This is a genomic window from Pedobacter sp. PACM 27299 (assembly GCF_001412655.1).
GTDB lineage: Bacteria > Bacteroidota > Bacteroidia > Sphingobacteriales > Sphingobacteriaceae > Pedobacter.
Window position 1 is genome coordinate 367836 of record NZ_CP012996.1, and the last position, 22904, is coordinate 390739.

Annotated in this window: 25 protein-coding genes; 18 read left to right on the forward strand and 7 right to left on the reverse strand. The window is 40.6% G+C overall.

Features of this window, described 5'->3' with window-relative positions; translation table 11 throughout:
* Window position 1 precedes the first annotated feature (1 nt).
* The 17 genes from AQ505_RS01500 to AQ505_RS01580 all read left to right on the forward strand — a co-directional run bounded on the left by AQ505_RS01500 (window position 2) and on the right by AQ505_RS01580 (window position 15901).
* Window positions 2-1216, forward strand: coding sequence for an NADH-quinone oxidoreductase subunit D (locus AQ505_RS01500; protein WP_062546545.1), 1215 nt, complete (start codon window positions 2-4; stop codon window positions 1214-1216).
* Window positions 1209-1721 carry an NADH-quinone oxidoreductase subunit NuoE family protein gene (locus AQ505_RS01505; RefSeq protein WP_062546546.1) on the forward strand — a complete coding sequence of 171 codons (513 nt, stop codon included), beginning with the start codon at window positions 1209-1211 and terminating at the stop codon, window positions 1719-1721. Before AQ505_RS01500 ends, AQ505_RS01505 begins: the two co-directional genes overlap by 8 nt.
* Window positions 1721-3085 carry an NADH-quinone oxidoreductase subunit NuoF gene (gene nuoF / locus AQ505_RS01510; RefSeq protein WP_062546547.1) on the forward strand — a complete coding sequence of 455 codons (1365 nt, stop codon included), beginning with the start codon at window positions 1721-1723 and terminating at the stop codon, window positions 3083-3085. The genes AQ505_RS01505 and nuoF overlap by 1 nt, the downstream gene beginning before the upstream one ends.
* Before the next feature lie 69 nt (window positions 3086-3154).
* A complete protein-coding gene (locus AQ505_RS01515) occupies window positions 3155-4159 on the forward strand; it encodes a 2Fe-2S iron-sulfur cluster-binding protein (RefSeq protein ID WP_062546548.1) in 1005 nt (334 codons plus the stop codon).
* Window positions 4159-5196 carry an NADH-quinone oxidoreductase subunit NuoH gene (gene nuoH, locus AQ505_RS01520; RefSeq protein ID WP_062546549.1) on the forward strand — a complete coding sequence of 346 codons (1038 nt, stop codon included), beginning with the start codon at window positions 4159-4161 and terminating at the stop codon, window positions 5194-5196. Before AQ505_RS01515 ends, nuoH begins: the two co-directional genes overlap by 1 nt.
* Window positions 5197-5229: 33 nt before the next feature.
* Window positions 5230-5730, forward strand: coding sequence for a NuoI/complex I 23 kDa subunit family protein (locus AQ505_RS01525; RefSeq protein WP_062546550.1), 501 nt, complete (start codon window positions 5230-5232; stop codon window positions 5728-5730).
* 54 nt (window positions 5731-5784) lie between these two features.
* A complete protein-coding gene (locus tag AQ505_RS01530) occupies window positions 5785-6282 on the forward strand; it encodes an NADH-quinone oxidoreductase subunit J family protein (RefSeq protein WP_062546551.1) in 498 nt (165 codons plus the stop codon).
* 57 nt (window positions 6283-6339) lie between these two features.
* A complete protein-coding gene (gene nuoK, locus AQ505_RS01535; protein ID WP_062546552.1) occupies window positions 6340-6669 on the forward strand; it encodes an NADH-quinone oxidoreductase subunit NuoK in 330 nt (109 codons plus the stop codon).
* A 22-nt stretch (window positions 6670-6691) separates the two neighbouring features.
* A complete protein-coding gene (gene nuoL / locus AQ505_RS01540; protein WP_062546553.1) occupies window positions 6692-8584 on the forward strand; it encodes an NADH-quinone oxidoreductase subunit L in 1893 nt (630 codons plus the stop codon).
* A gap of 21 nt (window positions 8585-8605) precedes the next feature.
* On the forward strand, window positions 8606-10072 hold the full coding sequence (locus tag AQ505_RS01545) for a complex I subunit 4 family protein (RefSeq protein ID WP_062546554.1): 1467 nt from the start codon (window positions 8606-8608) through the stop codon (window positions 10070-10072).
* Between the two features lie 4 nt (window positions 10073-10076).
* Window positions 10077-11450, forward strand: a complete 1374-nt coding sequence (locus tag AQ505_RS01550; RefSeq protein ID WP_062546555.1) for an NADH-quinone oxidoreductase subunit N — start codon at window positions 10077-10079, stop codon at window positions 11448-11450.
* 45 nt (window positions 11451-11495) lie between these two features.
* Complete coding sequence (locus AQ505_RS01555) at window positions 11496-12158, forward strand: DedA family protein (protein ID WP_062546556.1); 663 nt, start codon at window positions 11496-11498, stop codon at window positions 12156-12158.
* A gap of 2 nt (window positions 12159-12160) precedes the next feature.
* Window positions 12161-12715, forward strand: a complete 555-nt coding sequence (locus tag AQ505_RS01560) for an inorganic diphosphatase (RefSeq protein WP_062546557.1) — start codon at window positions 12161-12163, stop codon at window positions 12713-12715.
* Complete coding sequence (locus AQ505_RS01565) at window positions 12715-14031, forward strand: hemolysin family protein (protein WP_062546558.1); 1317 nt, start codon at window positions 12715-12717, stop codon at window positions 14029-14031. Before AQ505_RS01560 ends, AQ505_RS01565 begins: the two co-directional genes overlap by 1 nt.
* A 12-nt stretch (window positions 14032-14043) precedes the next feature.
* The gene (locus AQ505_RS01570; RefSeq protein ID WP_062546559.1) at window positions 14044-14748 is read left to right on the forward strand and encodes a 16S rRNA (uracil(1498)-N(3))-methyltransferase; all 705 of its coding nucleotides are present in this window, start codon (window positions 14044-14046) and stop codon (window positions 14746-14748) included.
* Window positions 14745-15401 carry a DUF4159 domain-containing protein gene (locus AQ505_RS01575; RefSeq protein ID WP_062546560.1) on the forward strand — a complete coding sequence of 219 codons (657 nt, stop codon included), beginning with the start codon at window positions 14745-14747 and terminating at the stop codon, window positions 15399-15401. Before AQ505_RS01570 ends, AQ505_RS01575 begins: the two co-directional genes overlap by 4 nt.
* A 2-nt stretch (window positions 15402-15403) precedes the next feature.
* Window positions 15404-15901, forward strand: a complete 498-nt coding sequence (locus AQ505_RS01580; protein ID WP_062546561.1) for an acetyl-CoA carboxylase biotin carboxyl carrier protein subunit — start codon at window positions 15404-15406, stop codon at window positions 15899-15901.
* A gap of 88 nt (window positions 15902-15989) precedes the next feature.
* On the opposite strand, the gene AQ505_RS01585 is transcribed toward AQ505_RS01580, so the two are convergent.
* Window positions 15990-17588: an SUMF1/EgtB/PvdO family nonheme iron enzyme gene (locus AQ505_RS01585; protein WP_062546562.1), complete on the reverse strand. Its 1599-nt coding sequence runs from the start codon at window positions 17586-17588 to the stop codon at window positions 15990-15992.
* 373 nt (window positions 17589-17961) lie between these two features.
* On the opposite strand from AQ505_RS01585, the gene ispF reads away from it, so the two are divergent.
* Window positions 17962-18441 carry a 2-C-methyl-D-erythritol 2,4-cyclodiphosphate synthase gene (gene ispF, locus AQ505_RS01595; RefSeq protein ID WP_062546564.1) on the forward strand — a complete coding sequence of 160 codons (480 nt, stop codon included), beginning with the start codon at window positions 17962-17964 and terminating at the stop codon, window positions 18439-18441.
* Window positions 18442-18487: 46 nt separating this feature from the next.
* Here ispF and AQ505_RS01600 read toward each other — a convergent pair whose 3' ends face one another.
* The 6 genes from AQ505_RS01600 to AQ505_RS01625 all read right to left on the reverse strand — a co-directional run bounded on the left by AQ505_RS01600 (window position 18488) and on the right by AQ505_RS01625 (window position 22904).
* The gene (locus AQ505_RS01600; protein WP_062546565.1) at window positions 18488-19363 is read right to left on the reverse strand and encodes a pirin family protein; all 876 of its coding nucleotides are present in this window, start codon (window positions 19361-19363) and stop codon (window positions 18488-18490) included.
* A 38-nt stretch (window positions 19364-19401) separates the two neighbouring features.
* A complete protein-coding gene (locus AQ505_RS01605; protein ID WP_062546566.1) occupies window positions 19402-19932 on the reverse strand; it encodes a YceI family protein in 531 nt (176 codons plus the stop codon).
* A gap of 87 nt (window positions 19933-20019) precedes the next feature.
* The gene (locus tag AQ505_RS01610) at window positions 20020-20607 is read right to left on the reverse strand and encodes a Crp/Fnr family transcriptional regulator (protein ID WP_062546567.1); all 588 of its coding nucleotides are present in this window, start codon (window positions 20605-20607) and stop codon (window positions 20020-20022) included.
* An 18-nt stretch (window positions 20608-20625) separates the two neighbouring features.
* On the reverse strand, window positions 20626-20811 hold the full coding sequence (locus AQ505_RS01615) for a FeoB-associated Cys-rich membrane protein (RefSeq protein WP_062546568.1): 186 nt from the start codon (window positions 20809-20811) through the stop codon (window positions 20626-20628).
* Between the two features lie 24 nt (window positions 20812-20835).
* Window positions 20836-22023, reverse strand: coding sequence for a hypothetical protein (locus tag AQ505_RS01620; RefSeq protein WP_062546569.1), 1188 nt, complete (start codon window positions 22021-22023; stop codon window positions 20836-20838).
* 47 nt (window positions 22024-22070) lie between these two features.
* Complete coding sequence (locus AQ505_RS01625; RefSeq protein ID WP_062546570.1) at window positions 22071-22904, reverse strand: type 1 glutamine amidotransferase; 834 nt, start codon at window positions 22902-22904, stop codon at window positions 22071-22073.

Below are 22904 nucleotides of genomic sequence, written 5' to 3' on the forward strand. Positions count from 1 at the left end.
CATGAATCACAATCAACCGGTATATACAGATAATGATCCTCAGAATGAGCTGGTCACCCTGAATTTAGGACCTACTCACCCTGCAACACATGGTGTTTTTCAAAATGTTATTCAGTTAGACGGAGAGCGTATTGTAAGTGGTGTTTCTACCATTGGCTATATCCACCGTGCTTTTGAAAAAATCGCAGAACACCGCCCATTCTATCAAATCACTCCGCTGACAGATAGATTGAACTACTGCTCATCGCCGATCAATAATATGGGATGGCACATGACTGTAGAGAAATTGCTGAACATTCAGATGCCTAAAAGGGTAGATTACTTAAGGGTAATCGTAATGGAGTTGTCCAGGATCGCAGATCATATTATATGTAACACCATTATTGCTCAGGATACTGGTGCAACCACTACTTTCCTTTATCTGTTCCAGTTCAGAGAGCACATCTATGAAATCTTCGAGGAGATTTGTGGTGCGCGTCTGACGACTAACATTGGTAGAATTGGTGGTTTTGAAAGAGATTTCAATGAAATCGCCTTTGCGAAAATCAATAAATTTTTAAAAACATTCCCAGTAGCGTTAAGAGAATTCGAAAGTTTGCTTGACCGTAACCGGATCTTTATCGACCGTACTTCAGGTGTGGCTGCAGTAACTGCGGAAATGGCTTTGGATTATGGCTGGACTGGCCCATTACTGCGTTCTGCAGGTGTAGATTATGATGTTCGTATCAGCGAACCCTATTCTTCTTACCAGGATTTCGATTTTCAGGTTCCTGTAGGTACCAGCGGTGATATTTATGACCGTTACCTGGTGCGTAATGCAGAAATGTGGGAAAGTGTGAGCATTATTGAACAAGCTTTGGAGAAATTGAAGCATGAGCCTGCTGGAATCTTCCATGCAGATGTTCCTGAATTCTATTTGCCAGCTAAAGAAGAGGTCTACAACAATATGGAGGCTTTAATCTATCACTTCAAAATTGTGATGGGAGAGATTGATGCACCAAAAGCAGAAGTTTACCATGCAGTAGAAGGTGGTAACGGAGAATTAGGTTTCTATTTGATCAACGATGGTGGTAGAACACCTTACCGTTTGCACTTTAGAAGACCAAGCTTTATAAATTATCAAATGTTTGCGCCCATGAGTGTTGGTATGCTGTTATCAGATGCCATCATCAACATGAGTAGTATGAATATTATTGCAGGAGAATTAGATGCTTAAAGTAGAAGAACAACAACCTGTACAGTTCTCCTCAGCTTTAGTTGAAAAGTTTGAAGAGATCGTTAAAAGGTATCCGGAAGGAAAGCAAAAATCCGCGTTATTGCCAATTTTGCATGAAGTACAGGCAGAACTGGGCTGGTTAAGTCCAAATGCTATGGATAAAGTTGCGGAATATCTGCGCATAGCGCCAATTGAAGTATATGAAGTAGCTTCGTTCTACAGTATGTACTTCTTAAAGCCACAAGGAAAATACGTGCTGGAAGTTTGCAGAACGGGACCTTGCTGCTTGGTAGGCGCGGAGAAACTAATGGGCCATATTGAAAAAAGCCTTGGCGTTAAAGAAAACGAGGTTACTCCCGACGGCTTATTTAGCTGGAGAGGCGTAGAGTGTTTAGCTGCCTGCGGCTACGGACCAGTATTACAAATTGGCCCTGAATACACTTTCTATGAGAACCTTAACGAACAAAAGGTAGACGATTTGATACAAGACTTACGCAAGAAATAATGAGTCGTAAACTATTATTAGAACATATAAACGTACCAGGCATTCATACATTGGATGTTTATCGCCAGAAAGGCGGGTACCGTTCCGTGGAAAAGGCCCTGAAAACTCTGACTCCTGATGAAGTAGTGGAAGAGGTAAAGAAGTCTGGATTACGCGGTCGCGGGGGTGCAGGATTTCCTACGGGAATGAAATGGAGCTTTTTAGCTAAACCTGATGGGGTAGCACGTTACCTGGTTTGTAATGCCGATGAATCGGAGCCAGGAACATTTAAAGACCGTTATCTGATGACTCACATTCCTCATGCACTGATTGAAGGTATGATTGTATCCAGCTTTGCCTTGGGTGCAAAAACATCGTTCATTTATGTACGTGGTGAAATGATGCCTCAAATTCGTATTCTGGAAAGAGCAATTGCGGAAGCTAAGAATGCTGGATTTTTAGGTAAAAATATTTTAGGTTCAGGTTACGACCTTGAATTATACGTTCAGCCGGGTGGTGGTGCTTATATCTGCGGAGAAGAAACCGCATTATTGGAATCATTGGAAGGAAAACGTGGTAATCCAAGGATTAAACCTCCATTCCCTGCAATTGCAGGATTGTACGGCTGTCCGACGGTTGTGAACAATGTGGAATCTATTGCTGCTGTAGTACCGATCATTAATGATGGTGGGGACGAGTATGCTAAAGTAGGTATTGGACGCAGTACAGGTACAAAACTGATTTCGGCCTCTGGAAATCTGGTAAGGCCAGGTGTTTATGAGATTGAATTGGGACTTCCTGTAGAAGAATTTATCTATTCTGATGAATGGTGTGGTGGTATCGCCAATGGCAAAAGGTTAAAGGCAACTGTCGCCGGTGGATCTTCTGTTCCGGTACTTCCTGCTAACCTTTCCTTAAAACTTGCGAACGGGGAACCTCGTTTAATGAGTTATGAATCATTATCTGAAGGTGGCTTTGCTACGGGTACGATGATGGGTTCTGGTGGTTTCATCGCTTTTGATGAAGACCAGTGTATGGTTAGGAACACCTGGAATTTCTCCCGTTTTTATCACCATGAGAGTTGCGGACAATGTTCGCCTTGTCGTGAGGGTACTGGATGGATGGAAAAAGTGCTTCACCGCATTGAATATGGCCATGGTAAAATGAGCGATATTGATTTATTGGTGGATGTAGCTAAGAAAATTGAAGGGAATACAATTTGCCCATTAGGTGATGCGGCAGCATGGCCGGTAGCAAGTGCCATCAGACATTTCAGAGATGAATTTGAATGGCATGTGAAAAACCCTCAGTTATCCCTGGATACGAATTACGGATTGGCAAATTATGCTGAACCAATAGCTAAAGCAGTTAGTACAGAAAATTAACGATCAAACCAATGCCTGGAAAGGGTAATACCTGGAAAAGCAGCGCGATGATAAAGAATATCTTTAACAATGAGTGATAAAGTTAAGGTAACCATAGACGGAATAACCGTAGAAGTAGCACCAGGGACGACCATCCTAAATGCTGCGCGCCAAATCGGTGGGGATATTGTTCCTCCGGCGATGTGTTATTATTCCAAATTAGAAGGTAGCGGTGGAAAATGTAGAACCTGCATCGTAAAGGTGAGCAAGGGTTCTGAAAAAGATCCGCGTCCAATGCCGAAATTAGTGGCTTCATGCCGTACCACTGTAATGGATGGAATGGAAGTGATGAACATTACTTCCCCGGAAGTGATCGAAGCAAGGAGTGGTGTAGTGGAGATGTTGTTGATCAACCATCCATTAGATTGCCCGGTTTGCGATCAGGCTGGTGAATGTGACCTTCAGAACTTAGGTTATGAGCATGGTTTGCAAAAAACTAGATATGAGTTTGAAAGAAGAACTTTCGAACGCATTGATATCGGTGATAAAATTCAGTTACACATGAACAGGTGTATTTTGTGTTACCGTTGCGTATTTACAGCGGACCAGATTACCAATAAACGTGTTCATGGTATCTTAAACCGTGGAGATCATTCAGAAATTTCTACTTATATCCAAACGGCTGTCGACAATGATTTCTCCGGAAACGTGATCGATGTGTGTCCGGTGGGTGCATTAACAGACAAAACTTTCCGATTCAAAAACAGAGTTTGGTTTACAAAACCAATCGATGCACATAGAGATTGCCCTACCTGCAGCGGTAAAGTAACCCTATGGTATAAAGGAGAAGATGTTTTGCGCGTAACGGCAAGAAAAGATGTTTATGGTGAGGTGGAAGAGTTTATCTGTAACACTTGTCGCTTTGACAAGAAAAAGACTGCAGATTGGACAATTGAGCATCCTACACACATCCCAGATACCTCTGTAATTGCCTCAAATCACTACGAGACTTTAATACCTTTACCGGTAATTCAGGAAGATGAGCGATTGAAAGAAGCAAATAGGATTGAACTAGAAAAAACCACTAAATTCTAATGGATATAGCTTTTGTAATAGAAAAATTTGTACTGGTAGCGATTATATTCGGTATAAGTTTAGTGATAGCCATGTATTCCACTTATGCAGAAAGGAAAGTGGCTGCATTTCTACAGGATAGGTTAGGACCAGACAGAGCAGGTCCATTTGGAATTCTTCAGCCACTGGCTGATGGGGTTAAAATGTTCATGAAAGAGGAAATCATTCCTACAAACGCCAGTAAATGGTTGTTTATGGTAGGACCTGGTTTATCAATGTTAACCGCTTGTATCGGAACTGCAGTGATTCCTTGGGGAAGCGCAATGACGATCGGTGATCGCGTGATTCCTCTGCAGGTAACAGACATTAACGTTGGTGTGCTTTATATTTTCGGGGTAGTTTCTCTGGGTGTATATGGCGTTATGATTGGTGGTTGGGCATCCAACAACAAATACTCTTTATTAAGTGCGATTCGTGCAGCATCACAAAATATCAGTTATGAGATTGCAATGGGTTTATCCATTATCGGCTTATTATTGGTGACCAACTCTATGAGTTTGGGCGAAATTGTTGCCAATCAACACGGATGGCGCTGGAACGTATTGTACCAGCCTTTAGGTTTCCTATTGTTCATGATCTGCTCTTTTGCAGAGACGAACAGGGCACCTTTCGATTTACCGGAATGTGAGACCGAGCTGATCGGTGGTTACCACACAGAATATTCGTCCATGAAATTAGGTTTCTACCTGTTCGCAGAATACATCAATATGTTTGTTTCTGCAGCGGTAATGGCTAGTTTATACTTTGGTGGTTACAACTACCCAGGAATGGATTGGGTACTGGTACAAGCAGGACCAGTGATTGCTCCTCTAATCGGAGTGGGTGTTTTCTTCCTTAAAATCTTTGCTTTCATCTTCTTCTTCATGTGGGTACGCTGGACGATTCCTCGCTTCCGTTATGATCAGCTGATGCACTTAGGTTGGAAGGTCTTGATTCCTTTGGCCATTGCGAATATCATCATCACAAGTATTGTGATTGCTATAATTGAAAAGTTTTAACTGTCCGCATTTAGCGGTATAAAAGGAGGTTTAATGGAACCATTAACCAGTAAAAAGAAAGTATTAGAGAAAAAGCCCCTTACGTTTGCAGAACGCATGTATTTGCCTGCAATCACTAAAGGCTTAGCTATTACCATCAGTCACTTTTTTAAGAAACAAGCGACGATCAGATACCCGGAAGAGCAAAGAGAGTTTTCTACGAACTTCAGGGGAATGCACTCTTTGAAAAGAGATGAAGAAGGTAAAGAACGCTGCACGGCCTGTGGCCTTTGTGCATTATCTTGCCCTGCTGAAGCGATCACTATGATTGCCTCAGAACGTAAACCGGAAGAGAAAGACCTTTACCGTGAGGAAAAATACGCCTCAGTATATGAGATCAACATGTTACGTTGTATCTTCTGCGGATTGTGCGAAGAAGCCTGTCCAAAAGAAGCCATCTATTTAGACGGTCCGATTGTCCCTTCAGATTACCTGCGTAAAGATTTTATTTACGGCAAGGATAAATTGGTAGAGGCACCATTAGAGAAGAAATAATAAGCATAGGTAACCTTTGGGTTATTAATATAAACAGTTTAAATTATATAATAAATGGGTACATCGGTATTCTATTTTGTAGCAACATTAAGCGTCATCTTTTCACTGATGGTTATCTTTTCTAAGAACCCGGTGCATAGCGTGCTTTACTTAATTGTTACTTTCTTTACATTAACGGTTCATTATATTCTATTGAATGCGCAGTTTCTGGCAGTCGTGAATTTTATCGTTTACATGGGGGCCATCATGGTGCTCTTCCTCTTTGTGCTGATGCTGCTCAACCTGAATAAGGACAATGAGCCGCTAAAATCGAATTTGGTTAAGGTGGTAGGCGTAATTGCAGGATGTTGTCTAGTAGTCACCATCATCGGTTCTTTAAAAGCAACAGCGATTTCTGATCCGGTATTATTGAAAAACCCTAATCTTGGATTGGTGAAGAATTTAGGTAAGGAATTATTTGGTCCTTATATGTTGCCTTTTGAGCTGTCCTCGATTCTATTGCTAACCGCAATGGTAGGTGCAGTATTGTTAACTAAAAAAGAAAAAGCATAGTATTGGGTTCGCATCATTTGATGTAAAACTCATTGCCATAAAATAAGTATAAACTGAATGGAAAACATAACTCAGGGATTGCAGGGAGTACCACTTAACCACTACATCTGGCTAAGTGCGATTATTTTCACCATTGGTGTAATTGGGGTATTGACCCGTAGAAACGCCATCGTCATTTTTATGTCGGTAGAATTAATGCTGAATGCAGTAAATTTACTGCTGACCGCATTTTCGGTACATAACAATGATCCGTCAGGACAAGTATTCGTCTTCTTTATCATGGTACTCGCCGCCGCAGAAGTTGCAGTAGGACTAAGTATCATCGTAATGGTATACAGAAATACTCAATCTATAGATATAAATGTGTTGAATCGCCTTAAGTGGTAATTAATAAGAATAAAGTAATAACATGATAAATTTAGTTTGGCTGGTTCCCTTAATTCCTCTTTTAGGCTTTGTTATCAATGGCCTGGGAAGAAATACGCTTTCTAAAAACCTGATTGGTTTTATCGGAAGCAGCGTGATATTCATTTCCTTTGCCATCAGTGTAGGCATCTTTTTCGAATTGGGAGCAGATGCGAATAAGTCGCACGAGATTTTCCTGTTCGACTGGATCAGCGCTGGTAAGCTGAACATTCCACTTTCCTTCCTGGTAGATCCACTAAGCTCAATTATGCTGCTGATCATTACCGGTGTAGGTTTTTTAATCCATATTTACTCTATTGGCTATATGCACGCTGATGAGGCTTTCGGGAAGTTTTTTAGCTACCTGAACCTGTTTATCTTCTTCATGCTGCTATTGGTACTAGGTTCTAACTACATCGTGATGTTTATCGGATGGGAAGGCGTAGGACTTTGTTCTTATCTACTCATCGGCTTCTGGTATACGAATAGCAGCTATGCTTCGGCAGCGAAGAAAGCTTTCATCATGAACCGTATCGGCGACCTTGGTTTCCTATTAGGAGTGTTCTTTATCTTTACCACTTTCGGTACTGTAGAGTTCTCTAAAATCTTTCCTCAGGCGGCCAATATGCTTCCTGGAAATGGCAGCATCGCTTTAATCGCCTTGTTGTTATTTATCGGTGCCTGTGGTAAATCGGCTCAATTGCCATTATTTACCTGGTTACCGGATGCGATGGCTGGTCCAACGCCTGTTTCTGCGTTAATCCACGCAGCGACCATGGTAACTGCCGGTGTATATATGATCGCAAGATCAAATGTGCTCTTCGACTTAGCACCAATGATTCAGCATATTATTGCCATTGTTGGTTTAGCGACAGCAGTATTAGGGGCAATTATTGCCTTAACACAAACAGACATTAAGAAGGTACTGGCTTATTCTACTGTATCTCAATTAGGATATATGTTCCTTGGTTTAGGAGTTGGCGCTTACAATGGTGCTTTCTTCCACGTGATCACACACGCCTTCTTTAAAGCCTTATTATTCTTATGTGCAGGTTCTGTGATTCATGCTTTACACCATGAGCAAGACATGAGACATATGGGTGGCTTACGGAAGAAATTACCAGTTACGTTCATGACCATGCTGATCGGTACGATTGCGATTGCTGGTTTACCTCCATTCTCTGGTTTCTTTTCTAAGGACGAAATCCTGGCGCATGTATATGCACACGATAAAACCATGTGGGCAATCGGTGTATTCACCGCTTTCTTAACGGCTTTCTATATGTTCAGAATGCTGTTCCTTACTTTCTCAGGAAAGTATCGCGGAACGCACCATGCAGAAGAGAAAATTCATGAATCTCCAAAGTCAATGACGATTCCTTTAATCGTATTGGCAGTTTTATCTGCAATCGGTGGAATGATCGGTGTTCCTGAAGCATTGGGTGGCAACCATTGGTTGTCGCACTGGATGGCTCCTGTGATCAAACATGCAACAGAAGGACCAGATCATGCAACGGAATATATGTTAATGGCTGTTTCTGTAATTGGTGTGCTGATTGCTATCGGCTTTGCCTATGTGAAATATGTGAAACAAAACCACATCCCACTTCCTGATGAAGGGAAAAGATCTGCTTTGGCTAACCTATCTTACCAGAAATTCTATATTGATGAGATTTATGATCTGTTAATCAGAAGACCTTTGGATGCACTTTCAACTTTCTTCTATAAAATTATTGACAATAAAATTGTTGATGGTATTGTGAACGGTTTAGGTTGGAGCACCTCGGAAGCCAGTAAAGGTTTACGCTTGGTTCAGTCCGGAAACGTTGGCTTCTATCTGTTAATGATGGTGGTAGGAATCATCTCATTGTTATTGTATACTTATTTATCTCTGTAAAAGATCGTTCAAGAAAACATAATGGAACAACTTTTAATACTTCTTATCTTTCTACCATTGGTTGGCGCCGTGGTTACTGCATTCACAGGTAATGCAGCGAAACATGTGGCTCTGGGCTCAGCAATCCTTTCACTAGGCTTGACGCTCATCACGGTATGTAATTTTACACCGGATGCCAGTACGCAATTTGCGGTAAACTATCCTTGGATTCAGGATTTAGGCATCAATTTCCACGCGGGAATTGATGGGATCAGCATGATCACCGTTTTATTAACCAATGTATTGGTTCCGATCATTATTTTATCGGCTTATCAGCACAACTATAACAAGGCCAATGCGTTCTTTGCATTGATCTTGTTCATGCAGTTTGGTTTACTATTGGTGTTTACGGCTTTAGACGCCTTCTTATTCTATATCGGATGGGAAGCAGCCTTGATCCCAATCTACTTTATCTGCGCAATTTGGGGTGGTAAAGACAGGATTAAAGTAAACATGAAGTTTTTTGTGTATACCATTGCTGGATCTTTATTCATGCTGATGGGTATCATTTATCTGTACTTACAAAATCCCGCTCATAACTTTGAGTTACAGGCTTTCTATAATTTGGAACTTGATTCTGCACAGCAGGGATGGATTTTCTGGGCTTTCTTTATCGCATTTGCGATTAAAATGCCAATCTTCCCATTCCATACCTGGCAGCCAGATACGTATACTGAAGCTCCAGCTCCCGGTACGATGCTGTTATCAGGTATTATGCTGAAAATGGGTATTTATGGCGTGATCAGATGGTTATTGCCAATTGCTCCGGAAGGTGTTCAGCAATGGGGTCATTTAGCCATCATTCTTTCGATTATTGGCGTTGTCTACGCCTCGATCATTGCTTTTACACAGAAAGATGCAAAGAGACTGGTTGCTTATTCTTCCATTGCTCACGTAGGGTTAATCTCAGCAGGTATTTTCGCTTTAAATACACAGGGGATGCAGGGTGCAATGGTACAGATGTTAAGTCATGGTATCAACGTAGTCGGTTTATTCTTTGTGCTGGATATCATTGCCAGTCGCATGAAAACCAATAAAATCGCTGAATTGGGTGGTATTGCTAAAAAAGCACCTCAATTGGCCATTGCCTTCCTAATCATCGTATTGGGGACGGTAGCACTTCCAGGAACCAATGGTTTCATTGGAGAGTTCTTATTACTGATCGGAATTTATCAATACCAGGTATGGGCAGGCGTTTTCGCCGGATTGTCTATCATCTTTGGTGCGGTGTATATGTTCAGAATGTATCAGAACATTATGCTTGGAAAAACCAATGACCTCACCATAGGCTTTACAGATATTAAAGGATCTGAGAAAGTAGTATTGTACGTCATTTGTGCCTTGATCATTGCTTTAGGAGTGTATCCTAAACCAATTCTTCATTTATCTGAAGCCTCGGTACAACAATTAATAGAACAGGTAACACAAAAATTAACATCGGTAAACTAAGCAAATGAATATCATCATAACAATTACTGTTACAGCTTTAGTGGTGCTTTATGCAGGTTTGTTTAAAGCTAAAAAAGCGTTATTACCCCTTACCTTAATTGGTTTGCTTACTTCGCTGGCTTTTGTCGTTACTTCCTGGAACACAAATCAGACTTATTACGGAATGATGCAAATGGATAACTTTGCATTAGCTTTCGCAGGTCTAGCAATTATCGGAACATTTTTCATCTTCCTGTTGACGCAAAATTATTTTGCCGCCAATAGTGAGAATATTGCAGAATATTTTACCCTGATGCTCTTTGCCCTGACGGGGATTGTGATCATGGTTTCTTACAAGAATATGTCGATGTTATTTATCGGTGTGGAGATCATGTCTGTCGCGCTTTATATTCTGGCAGGGATTAGAAAGAACAATTTCGCTTCCAATGAAGCGGCTTTAAAGTACTTCCTGATGGGTGCATTCTCTACAGGCTTCCTGTTGTTCGGTATAACCCTGATCTACGGTGCGACGGCTTCTTTCGACCTGGATGCGATCAATAAATACCTGGTGGAGAACCCACAGCAGGTTTCTCCTCTATTTTATCCTGGAGTAATCCTTTTATTGGTTGGTTTATGCTTTAAAATCGGTGCTGCGCCTTTCCATTTCTGGACTCCGGATGTTTACGAAGGAGCACCAACATGGGTAACGACTTTCATGTCAACCGTAGTGAAAACTGCAGGTTTCGCCGCGATTCTTCGCTTATTCTCAGATACGTTTGCACCATTGCACGATTTCTGGTTACCTCCTTTGATGGTGATCGTATGTCTGACGCTATTCATCGGTAACGTAACTGCGCTATTTCAGAAGAACTTCAAAAGAATGCTGGCTTATTCCAGTATCTCTCATGCAGGTTACTTATTGTTCTCTTTAGTATCGCTTACTGCAAGCTCAATGAACAATGTATTGGTTTACGCTGCAGCTTATACTTTTGCAAGTATTATAGCTTTTGGTGTGCTGATTTTGGTGAAACAGAAAACAGGCAATGACAACTTTGAAAGCTTCAATGGTCTAGGCAAACGCAATCCTTTTGCAGCCTTCGCATTGACAGTAGCAATGCTGTCCTTAGCGGGTATCCCATTAACAGCTGGTTTCATTGGGAAATACCTGATGTTCCTGAATGTAATGCACGATTATCATTTCTATTTAGTGGCTTTTGCGATTTTGAATGCGCTAGTAGGATTTTACTATTATTTCAAAGTAATTGTAGCGATGTATTTCAAAGAAGGTGCGGAAGTAGAACTGGAAACGCCTGTGCAGTATAAGGTTGTATTGGCTTTATCGCTGATCATCACTGTTTTCTTAGGGATTTATCCTGCTGTAATTTTAAATCTGATATAGTCATTTCTGTAGATAATTATATGTAGTTTTACGAATAATTGAACTATGCAAGATTTCTGGAACTCATTACAGCAATTCATTGATCCTGAAAAACTACTTAAAGAAGGTGGTTTTTATGTTGTAATGTTTGTAATCTTCGCCGAGACAGGTTTGTTTTTTGGTTTTTTCTTACCAGGGGACTACCTGTTGTTTCTTGCCGGCATGTTCGTCGCTACAGGCAAATTAGACGTCAACCTATATGTGTTGATCCTCGGACTAATTATTGCCGCCGTATCAGGTAACTTTACTGGCTACTGGTTTGGTCGAAAGACGGGCCCCGTACTGTACGATAGAAAGGATTCTTTCTTCTTTAAAAAACGCTATTTAAAGGCTGCCGAAGATTATTATAATAAACAGGGGGCCTTTGCACTTATAATGGGGCGCTTTGTGCCAATTGTAAGAACTTTTGCACCGATTTTTGCTGGTGTAGTAAAACTGGACTTTAAAAGATTTGCATTATATAACTTTGCAGGTGCAATTATTTGGATTGCTTCCTTAACTTTGCTGGGTTACTTCCTTGGCAAAAGATTTGAAAAAGAAATTAACGATTATTTATTATACATAATTATAGGTTTTATTGTCATCACCACCATTCCGCTGGTTTACACATTCGTAAAGAAGCAAGTAGTGAAAGAAGACAATGACGATATATCAAACACTGAACATTAAAAATGATTAAAGACGAGCGTCATCCGTGGCATTTTGTTTCTCCAGGTGAAAACTTACCTGAAACAGTAAATGCAATTATTGAAATTCCTAAAGGATCTAAAGCAAAATACGAAATCGATAAAGATTCCCACCTGATTAAATTAGACAGGGTACTTTTTTCTTCTGTAATGTACCCGGCCAACTACGGTTTTATCCCACAAACTTATTGTGACGATAATGACCCTCTGGATATCCTTGTACTTTGTTCTGTTGACGTTTATCCAATGTCAATCGTAGAAGCAAAAGTTATTGGTGTCATGCACATGGTGGATAATGGTGAACAAGATGATAAAATTATTGCAGTAGCAAAAAATGATATGTCTGTAAACTACATCAATGATTTAGCAGAATTGCCTCCTCATACGATGAAGGAAATTGTAAAATTTTTCCAGGATTATAAAGCCTTAGAAGAAAAACAAGTTACTATTGAGCACCTTTTAGGCGTTCGATATGCGCATAAAGTGATACAAGAAAGTATCCTCCTTTATGACCAGAAGTTTAGAAATCAAACATCTTAATGGAAGGATTCAAGATATTTTTAACATTCTTCTTAGTAGCACTGAACGGATTTTTCGTTGCAGCAGAGTTTGCAATTGTAAAAGTCCGGGCATCACAAATTGAAATTAAAGCAAAATCAGGTAACAGGGTAGCAAATATTGCAAAATATATTACCCAGCATCTGGACGGATACCTGGCTGCTACGCAGCTAGGTATTACTTTAGCCTCTCTGGGCTTAGGTTGGGTGGGTGAATCTGTGATGCACAGCCTGATCCACGACATGTTAGTCGGCTTTAATTTTTCTGAGGTATACATCTCTTCTATCTCTACCGCAATCGCCTTCTTGTTTATCACTGTAATGCACATCGTATTTGGTGAGCTGGCGCCTAAATCGGTTGCCATACAACGCCCGGTAGCGACAACACTGTTTATCGCAGTGCCATTACAAGCGTTTTATCTGATCTTCAGACCCTTCATCTGGGTGCTGAACGGATTTGCAAACATGATCCTTAAAATTTTTGGAATTTCAACTGTAGGAGGCCATGAGTCGGTACACAGTACGGAAGAACTTCATTATTTATTGGATCAGGGTAAGGAAAGTGGAGCTTTAGATACCAATGAGCATGAATTGATTAAAAATGTCTTTGACTTCAACGAAAGAGTTGTAAAAAATATTATGGTTCCCAGAACCAAAATATCAGGTATAGAATTGTCTACTCCCCCAGCAGTGGTGATTGATAAAATCATCGGAGACGGATATTCCAGACTACCGGTATATGATGGTATTATTGATAAGATCATCGGTATTATTCATGCCAAAGATATCTTACCACTCCTGGCTTCTAAAAAAGACTGGGTATTACAAGACATCATCAGAAAACCTTATTTCGTTCCTGAAACGAAAAAAATCAATGACCTGTTGAGCGAACTTCAGCAGAAACGCATTCAGATCGCGATCGTAATCGACGAGTTTGGCGGTACCGCAGGTATGGTTACACTGGAAGATATCGTAGAAGAGATCGTTGGAGAAATCCAGGATGAATATGATGAAGAAAAACCGACAGTAGAGAAAATCTCTGAAACTGAATTCATTATTAATGCTTATGCCACAGTTTATGATGTGAATGAGCATTTACCGCACGACCTTCCTGAAGATGAGGATTTTGATACCGTAGGCGGATTGGTGTCACATGCTTTTGGTAAAATACCGGAAGTAGGAGACAGCGAAGAATGCTACGGCTATTTATTTACCATCCTAAAGAAAACAGAGCAAAATATTGAAACCATAAAGCTTGAACTTGTGATTGATAAAAGCGATATGGTGGACAACCACTAAACCTTTTATACAATGCACGTTTTTTATACCCCTGATATTGAGACCGCCGAGTATTCTTTAAATGAAGAAGAAAGTAAACATTGTCTGAAGGTCCTGAGATTAGGGATGGGCGATGTAGTGAACCTAATTGATGGAAAAGGAGGCTTTTATGAAGCTGAAATCATCGGAGAAGGAAAGAAAAATGTTCAGCTCCGTGTGATTAAATCCGTTCAGGAATATCAAAAACGAAATCACCACCTTCATATCGTGGTGGCACCTACAAAAAATATTGATCGACTGGAATGGTTCCTTGAAAAAGCAACCGAGATAGGGATCGACGAAATTACTCCGATCATCTGCGAACGTTCTGAAAGGAAAATCATCAAAGAAGATCGGCTTAATAAAGTGATTACATCTGCCCTGAAGCAGTCTTTACAGGCTTATCATCCGGTGCTAAATCCACAGATCTCATTCACTGATTTTCTGAAAATAGAGAACAACTCCATCAAAATGATTGCACACTGCATCGATGGGGAACCTCGTTTGTACATCAGCCAGGTGGCGGAACCTCAAAAAAGCTATACGGTTTTGATTGGTCCGGAAGGCGACTTTAGCCCGAAAGAAATCGAACTTGCTTTGCAAAACGGCTTTAAACCCTTAACTTTAGGTAATACGCGTCTGAGAACAGAAACTGCTGCATTGGCAGCCTGCTTTGAAGTGAATTATTTAAACAGATGAAATTAAAAACAGGCTTAGTTGTCGGATTGATGTTTTTGTTGTGTGGCTTTAAGCCGCCAACTTATAAGATGGCTAAACTGAAATATAACGGGGGAGGCGATTGGTATGCCAACAGAACTGCACTCCCAAACCTTATCGAGTTCTGCAACAAAAATCTAAATACCAATTTTGCAGCACTGGATGCCACTGTTGAAGTGGGCAGTGCGGAATTGTTCAATTACCCTTTCGTATACCTGACCGGGCATGGAAATGTGGTTTTCAGTGATGCTGAAGCGCAGAACCTGAGAAAATACCTCAGCGGTGGTGGTTTTCTTCACATCGATGATAATTATGGATTGGATAAATTCATCCGCAAAGAAATGAAAAAGGTATTCCCTGAGCTTTCTTTTGTAGAACTTCCATCAAATCACCCGCTCTATCAGCAAAAATTTAAGTTTCCAAATGGTTTACCGAAGATCCATGAACATGATGGGAAAGCACCTCAGGGCCTGGCTTTAATCCGGGATGGGAGAGTGATTTGCTATTACACCTTTGAATGCGATCTGGGCAATGGTTGGGAAGATTTCGGCACTTATCCAGATGATACGCAAGATAAGCGCTTAAACGCGCTAAAAATGGGCGCTAATTTAGTTCAGTATGCATTAACACAATAACTATGAAGGTAAAAGTAAATGAACAATACAATTTTGACGTAGAGGTTTCCAATCCATCATTAACCATAAACGGGAAAGCATTGGATATTGATGCCAAAAAGTTATCAGGCACCACTCAGCATATTATTTATCAGCATAAATCCTATAACGTAGAGGTTTTGGAGCAGGAAGAAGGAGGAAAGCAGACCAGCATCAGGGTAAATGGAAATATATACCAGGTGGAAGTCGAAGACCAGTACGATGAATTACTGAAAAAATTAGGAATGGACACTGCTGCAGGAAATAAGGTTCAGGAGGTTAAAGCACCGATGCCTGGCTTGGTATTGCAGCTGATGGTTGCCGAAGGGCAGGACGTGAGTAAAGGAGATAGCTTGCTGGTGTTGGAAGCAATGAAGATGGAAAATATCATTAAATCACCTGCAGCAGGTACTGTAAAGCGGATCTTAGTGCAAAAAGGAGATAAGGTAGAGAAGAACGGAATTTTGATTCAGTTTGCTTAAATCCTAACTGAAAATATCACCGGCCTGAAAATGTCAGGTATAAAAAAAGGGAGCTTTAAGCTCCCTTTTTTTATACCTGATGAATCAATTAACGTGATTTAAATGCTTTTGCCGGTTTCGGTTTAAACTGTGGTTTTCCGGTAGACCTGATTTCAGATGCACCTAGCATCGTCATCGCGCAGCGGAAGCCTATATCAGCGGTAGATTCATCCTGCTGCAGAAATCTTCTGGTAGCAGGGTTTAACCACAAAGCCTGATCATCCCATGAGCCACCTTTATAAACTCTTGATTTATCCGTTACCAATGTGATTTCACCATATAAATCATTCGCTCTATCGCGGTAACCTCTTTGGTCCGCATATGTATTTGTAGCAGGCGTAGCGGCAGCAGGGGCTGCAGCTTGTTTTTCTGCCCAGGTTTGTTTCTTATAAGACTTGGCATCAGTGAGTACAGGCCTGTTGTATTTATCAATTTCTATCTTTCCACTGATGGGATCAGCTACTTTTTTATCCTGGTAATAGTTACCTCTATATGGATTAAAAGCATCAGCAGCTTCGAATGTTTTTGCGCGGTAAACGTCGGCAACCCATTCATTTACGTTTCCAGCCATGTTGTATAAGCCAAAATCATTCGGCATATAAGACCTCACTGCAACGGTTAAACCACCTTTATCATTCAGCGATCCACCAACACCCATATAATCTCCTTTAGTTCTCTTAAAATTCGCTAAAATCAAACCTCTGGTGTTTCTTTTGGCAGAGCTTAATCCAAGACCATTCCAGGGATAAATTTTATTGGCATTGATGTTTTCATACTGAGTATTGCCGATTAATCCAAGTGCTGCGTATTCCCATTCTGCTTCTGTTGGCAGACGATAAGGCTGTTTGATGATTCCATCTTCCAATCTTACATTTCTCGTTGCACCAGATCTGCCACCCGCATTTGCCGCGCCTGCAGCATTACCGGCATTGGATGGATTAAGGTCTTTCATGGCTTTTTTACCCTTATCATCATATTGGCCGCTCAGGTAGATGTCCGTATTGAAAGCTCCTTTTGCATTATTGGTAGATGCCGCTGCTGCATTAGAATTTCCAGTGCCATTCAGGTCTTTAAAGCTGGTCATATATCCCTTCTCGCGAAGTAAAAGCTCATTTACGCGATCGGTTCTCCAGGCACAATACCTTTCGGCCTGTTCCCAGGTAACTCCTACTACCGGATAATCCTGGTAGGCAGGATGCCTTAAATAGTTGTCTACGTAAGGTTCATTGTAGGATAAGGGCCTGCGCCACACTAAAGTGTCAGGGAGTTCGTTATAATAGTATTCGTGATCTGCTGGATAATTGGTGCGAATCCAGTTCAGGTACTCCAGCCAGTTGGTATTGGAAACTTCGGTTTCGTCCATATAAAACGAAGAAACAGTGGTTTCTCTTTTGTGGTTATAATTGCTCAGTTCTTCACCAGCAACGTTAATTGCGCTTCCACTCATCACAAAAACACCGCCTTCAATTTCCACTAATCCTGGACCTGGGCCACGTTTAAATTTTTTATTTACTTCAAAGCCACCAAACTCGCGCTTGTTATACGCCATTCCTGTCTTCTCAGAAGTCCCTGATTTTTTGCTGCAGGAAGAGAGAGAAGCTACGATTGCAATGGATGCAATCGAATAATATAAGTATGATTTTTTCATATTGAGGGATCTCATAGTGCTTTAACTGTTAAAATTACATAAAAAAAGACTTATTGAGCAACAAAAAATACGAGTTAAGTAAAAAATAATCTTTAGTAAAATATGTTTTGCGCATATCTGAGGGGGTTTTTGCAAAAAAATGTCTTAATTGTCAGATGTTTTTGGGTGATATGGTCAGGTAATATCCGCTGGTAAAATATGATCTGTTTCTTTTCAACTTTGAATATTTATAGTAGAATATTCAATAATTCGGCTGATTACCCATTAAGATGGGCTTTATTGCTTAATTTCGAAATCCGGCTCAGCGACCTGAAACTAGGAAGAGAAACCGGGATAGGAAAACAAGAATACATAGAAATTAACAGGTATAGAAATGAAGATTAAGGTAGGATTTGGCTTTGATGTACATCAGCTAAAGGATGGACATCCTTTTATAGTAGGGGGCGTAAATTTGGAACACCATAAAGGTGCTTTTGGTCATTCAGATGCGGATGTATTGCTGCATGCAATTTGCGATGCATTACTTGGTGCAGCAAATCTGCGCGACATCGGTTTCCATTTTAAAAATACGGATCCGCGTTGGAAAGGGATCAGCAGCCTGATCCTATTGCAGGAAAGTGTGAAACTGGTCAGGGAAAAGGGATTTGAAATTGGAAACATTGATGCGATGCTTTGCTTGGAAGCACCGAAAATTAATCCTCATATTCCATCTATGCAGCAGCACATCGCCGCAGCAATGGGAATGGATGTAGAAGACATCTCAATTAAAGCCACCACCAACGAACAAATGGGATTTATAGGAAGAGAAGAAGGGGTTGTCGCTTATGCCGTTTGCCTGATTCAAAAAGGATAAAAATAAAGCAGCCAGTAATTGAAGTTATTGGCTGCTTAAAATTAAATTACTCCTCTAAATAACCAAATCTCCCCTGGTTATAATCTGCAATAGCTTGCTGAATTTCTTCGGGTTTATTCATTAAAAACGGCCCGTAATGTGTAATGGGTTCGTTTATCGGTGCTCCGCTTAAGATCAGCACCACACTATCATGAACACCTTCTATTACAACTTCCTCGCCTTGATTTTTGAAATAAACCAATTGATCTGCTTTGGCAGTTTCCTGGTGATTCACTTTGATTTCCCCTTCAATGATCACAAAGGCAGTATTGAAATCAGCAGGGAAGTTAAAACTTGCATTTCCGCCTTTATTCAGACGAAGGTTATAGACATGCATGGGTGTAAAAGTACTTGCAGTTCCTTTAGTACCCTGATATTCACCAGCAATGACCTCCAGCAATCCTGCCTGATCAGGCAATTCATGTTTAGCAATTGAAGCCTGACTAAGTGCCTGATATTTCGGCTTGCTCATCTTGTCTTTCGCAGGTAAATTGACCCATAGCTGTACCATTTGGAAGGCACCACCCTTTTTACTAAATGCCTCTTCGTGATATTCTTTGTGTAAAATACCACTGGCTGCAGTCATCCACTGCACATCTCCAGGATAGATGACACCACTGTTTCCAGCACTATCGTGATGCGCAACAGCCCCATGATATGCAATGGTGACCGTTTCAAATCCACGATGTGGATGTACACCTACACCTCTAGGCTCATTGCGTGCAGAAAACTGGATTTTAGAATTATAGTCCAACAGGAAAAAAGGGCTCATATTGAGTTTATACCCGCTGGGAAAAAAATTATGAACCCTAAATCCGTCTCCAACCATTTGAGGTGCCGGCGGCTTCAACACCGCCGATACCTGTTTTATATTTTCATTCATTTACGTCTCCATTCTAAATTAAGATGGACGTGTTTTTTTTAAGCTTGTTTTACAAACTGTAATTCGCCTAATATTCTTACGTCCTCACTCACCATCACCCCACCAGTTTCTAATGCTGCATTCCAGGTTAAACCAAAGTCAGTTCTGTTGATTTTACCACTGATGGTAAATCCTGCTTTTGTATTTCCCCATGGATCAGTTGCAATACCACCAAATTCTACATTTAATTTGATCGGCTTAGTGATCCCTTTAACGGTTAAATCACCTTTTAAAACGTAATCACTGCCGTCTTTATCAAAAGAGCTAGATGTAAAAGTCATTTTAGGGAATTGTTCAGCATCAAAGAAATCGGCACTTTTCAAGTGGTTATCTCTGTCCGTATTTCCGGTATCAATCGAGTTTAGCTCTGCTTCAAAAGTAACTTTAGCATTTTCAAAATCATCAGCATCGGAACTTAATGATGCGGTTAAAGAATTGAAACTACCAGTTACTGTAGTGATCATTAAATGTTTTACTTTAAATTGTAATTCACTGTGGGTTGGGTCTAACGACCATTGAGTAGTTGCCATAATATTGTTGTTTTTAGATTGTCTTTATTTACAACACAAAATTACGGCCACAAAGCCAGGCATACATTGATGTATGATAAGAAATGGCTAAACTTTAAAATGCTTGTGTGCGAGGTCTTTACGAACCCTGCTCAGCGACTCAGGAGTGATGCCTAAATAGGATGCAATCATCCATTGTGGTACCCTTAGGGTGAGGTTGGGATAAAGCTGAATGAAGTTCAGGTACCTTTCTTCGGCGGTCGCACTGAGGAGCATATTGATTCTTTTATGCATGAAACGAATAGAATTGTTCAGCATGGTGTTGTTAAAATCATACATACAAGGGACATGCTTTGCCGCTCCATCAATGAAGTTCTTAGGCATAACTACAGCCAGGGTCGGCTCAATGGCATCAATGAAAAATTCTGAAGCTTCATTAAACATCCCATTCCGATCAGAAAGCCACCATTGTTCAGGGGCGAACTGAATGATATGGGTTTTACCTTTTGCATCGATTGAATAGCTGCGCAGCAAGCCGCTCAAGACAAAATAACCGTGTGGAGATACTTCTCCCTTCATCAGGATCATTTCATTTTTATCAAAGCTCTTTACTTTCAAACGGTCGGAAATTAAGTCGAATTGCTCATCTGTAATGGCAACCTTCTTCTGTAAATAGAGTTTGAACGGCTCAAGCATAGGTGATATAGATAAAATCTATTTTTTAGTAGGTTCGATATTGGAGAAGTCTACACCGCATTTGCAATTAGACGCACAGCCCCCTTTTTTAGGAGATACTGATCTGAGAATCATCCGCCCTATATAAAATATGGCAGCGATGAAAAGAATGACAACTAATATGGTTTGAATATCCATAAGTACAAAACTAGTTAAAGCCTGCATTAGGCAGGTCTGTTAAATGTAAATTTACTTTTCCATCAGGCCAACCGTTCCGCCAACCCAATCGAAATCCTGGTTATATCTCACACCAATCATTTTCCCCCGACTTAAGCGCGCAAGGCTGATGCAAAGTACAGGTTCTTTTCCTTCTGGCCAAAGATACATCAGCCTGATCTCTAATTTAATACCTCCATCAGGTGCCTGAACAACGGGTTCATAGCTTACTTTCCTTTGCAGGATCCAATTTTCAGGGTCAGAAATGTTTTCAATGTCTTTGTTTTGAACATCTATAAGAACACCCATGCCTGCAAATGAAAACAATGGTTTGAGTACATAGTTTTCTAAATCCTCAGGGATCACCTTCAAATCTTTTAAGAAATGGGTGGGAGGGACGAAGTCACTGTTTAAAAAAGGCATGGTGTATTTGCTGATCCTGTAAAACCAGTTTGGATGCGTTACCCATTCAATATCCATTCCTTCCCTTGGATCAAAACCATCCTTGAAAATAGCGGTATTCGTACCAATCTCATCGAAAATTAACCGATTATAAATTCTCTTTAAAAAGAACTTATGGCCATCTTCTAGGTAATAGAGGCGTTTTCCTTCTTTCTTAATGTCGGTAATGCTCAGCACTTTTATACCCAGATATTTTGCCGTCAGGAAAAAATCAATTGCTGTTTTCTGATGTGGCGCATCTATGTCCATCAAGGCCACTTCATGAGGTTCATGCTTGCCAACAATAACCTCTTTCAGTAACTCAAGATAACTTTGCTCATTGAGTCCGCTGAAATAAGGAGTCAATGCAGTTGATAAGTTAAAAGATTGTTGAAAGATCTTTGCTAAATGTGACTGAAAGCCATAAAGAGAAGGAAATCCTTGCAGTTCAATTAATTTTGGAATCAATTTTCCCTCCTGATCCTTACAAATGCCAAAGTCGAAGGTGAGGAAGTGAGGATGGGCATCCTCTGCAGGCACATTCCATTCTTCCGGAATTGAATGTGCTGTTAGTTTCTTAAAGTTTTCCGATTTAATCAGAGCGATGATTTCTTCTCCGGCTGCGATCAGCTGATCTTTTAAGTCTGAGGGAAGGAAAACCGGTGTTTCTGCCACCCTAAATGGGATTTCAATAAAGCCTTTTTCCAGTTCCTTCAAGAACAAATCATATTGTTCCGTCGTAAATTGTTCATTAAAAGAAGTCCGGTAGCTATTGATCATATCTTGGGTGGTTGGTCTTTGGCTGCTATTAAGGTTAACAAACGATGCTAAGCTTCTTGTAAAGCATTTAAGGCTTCATTTAAAAAGTTGGGTAAGATCAGACTTTGGGTCAGGCTGATTCTATTTGGATCGTCTACGCTATTCAGCATATCCAGATATTTTTCTTCCCCGTGGTTTTCAATAATTGCTTTTTTCTTGTCATCCTGCAGGAGGTATAGCTTCATGCCTACTGGATCCGCTTCCGGGTGAAATTGTGTCCCCACAATTTCTGGTGTAAAGCGAATAGCCATCACACAACGCTCCAGATCTACATGCGGACGTTCTTTTTCTATGGCCAAAACTTCGGCTTCATTATTAGAAAAGAAAATATCTTCCGGATTTACCACCTGCCAGTCCCTGCTGTCTACCGTATAAAAAGGATTCGGTAATCCATTAAATATAGGATCATTCTCGCCTTCTTCAGTCAGGTAAATTGGAAAGATTCCAAAAGCGGTTGAACGTCTTTTGATCACTTTTCCTACGCCAAATTTCCTGCAGGCCATTTGAAAAGAATGACAAATTAGGAAAACATGTTTCTTTTGATGTTCATTTTGCTGATTGAAAGCTTCCAATTCGTCCAATAAGGCAAAGAAATCATCTTCCCACTTTTTTCCTATGCCATCATAAGGACTTCCTGGGCCGCCACTCGAAATGTAAATGTCGTAACTGCGATCAGGGATCTCTCCTTTTAACCTCAAATCGAAAATATCAAAAGATAGGTTGATCGCCATTTCTTTCTGATAACGAAGCAAAACTTCTTGTATCCCGCGCATCCCCTGATTCGCGACTCCATTATTCATGTCAATTACAGCAACTCTAATGTTATTTTTATCCCTGGTCAT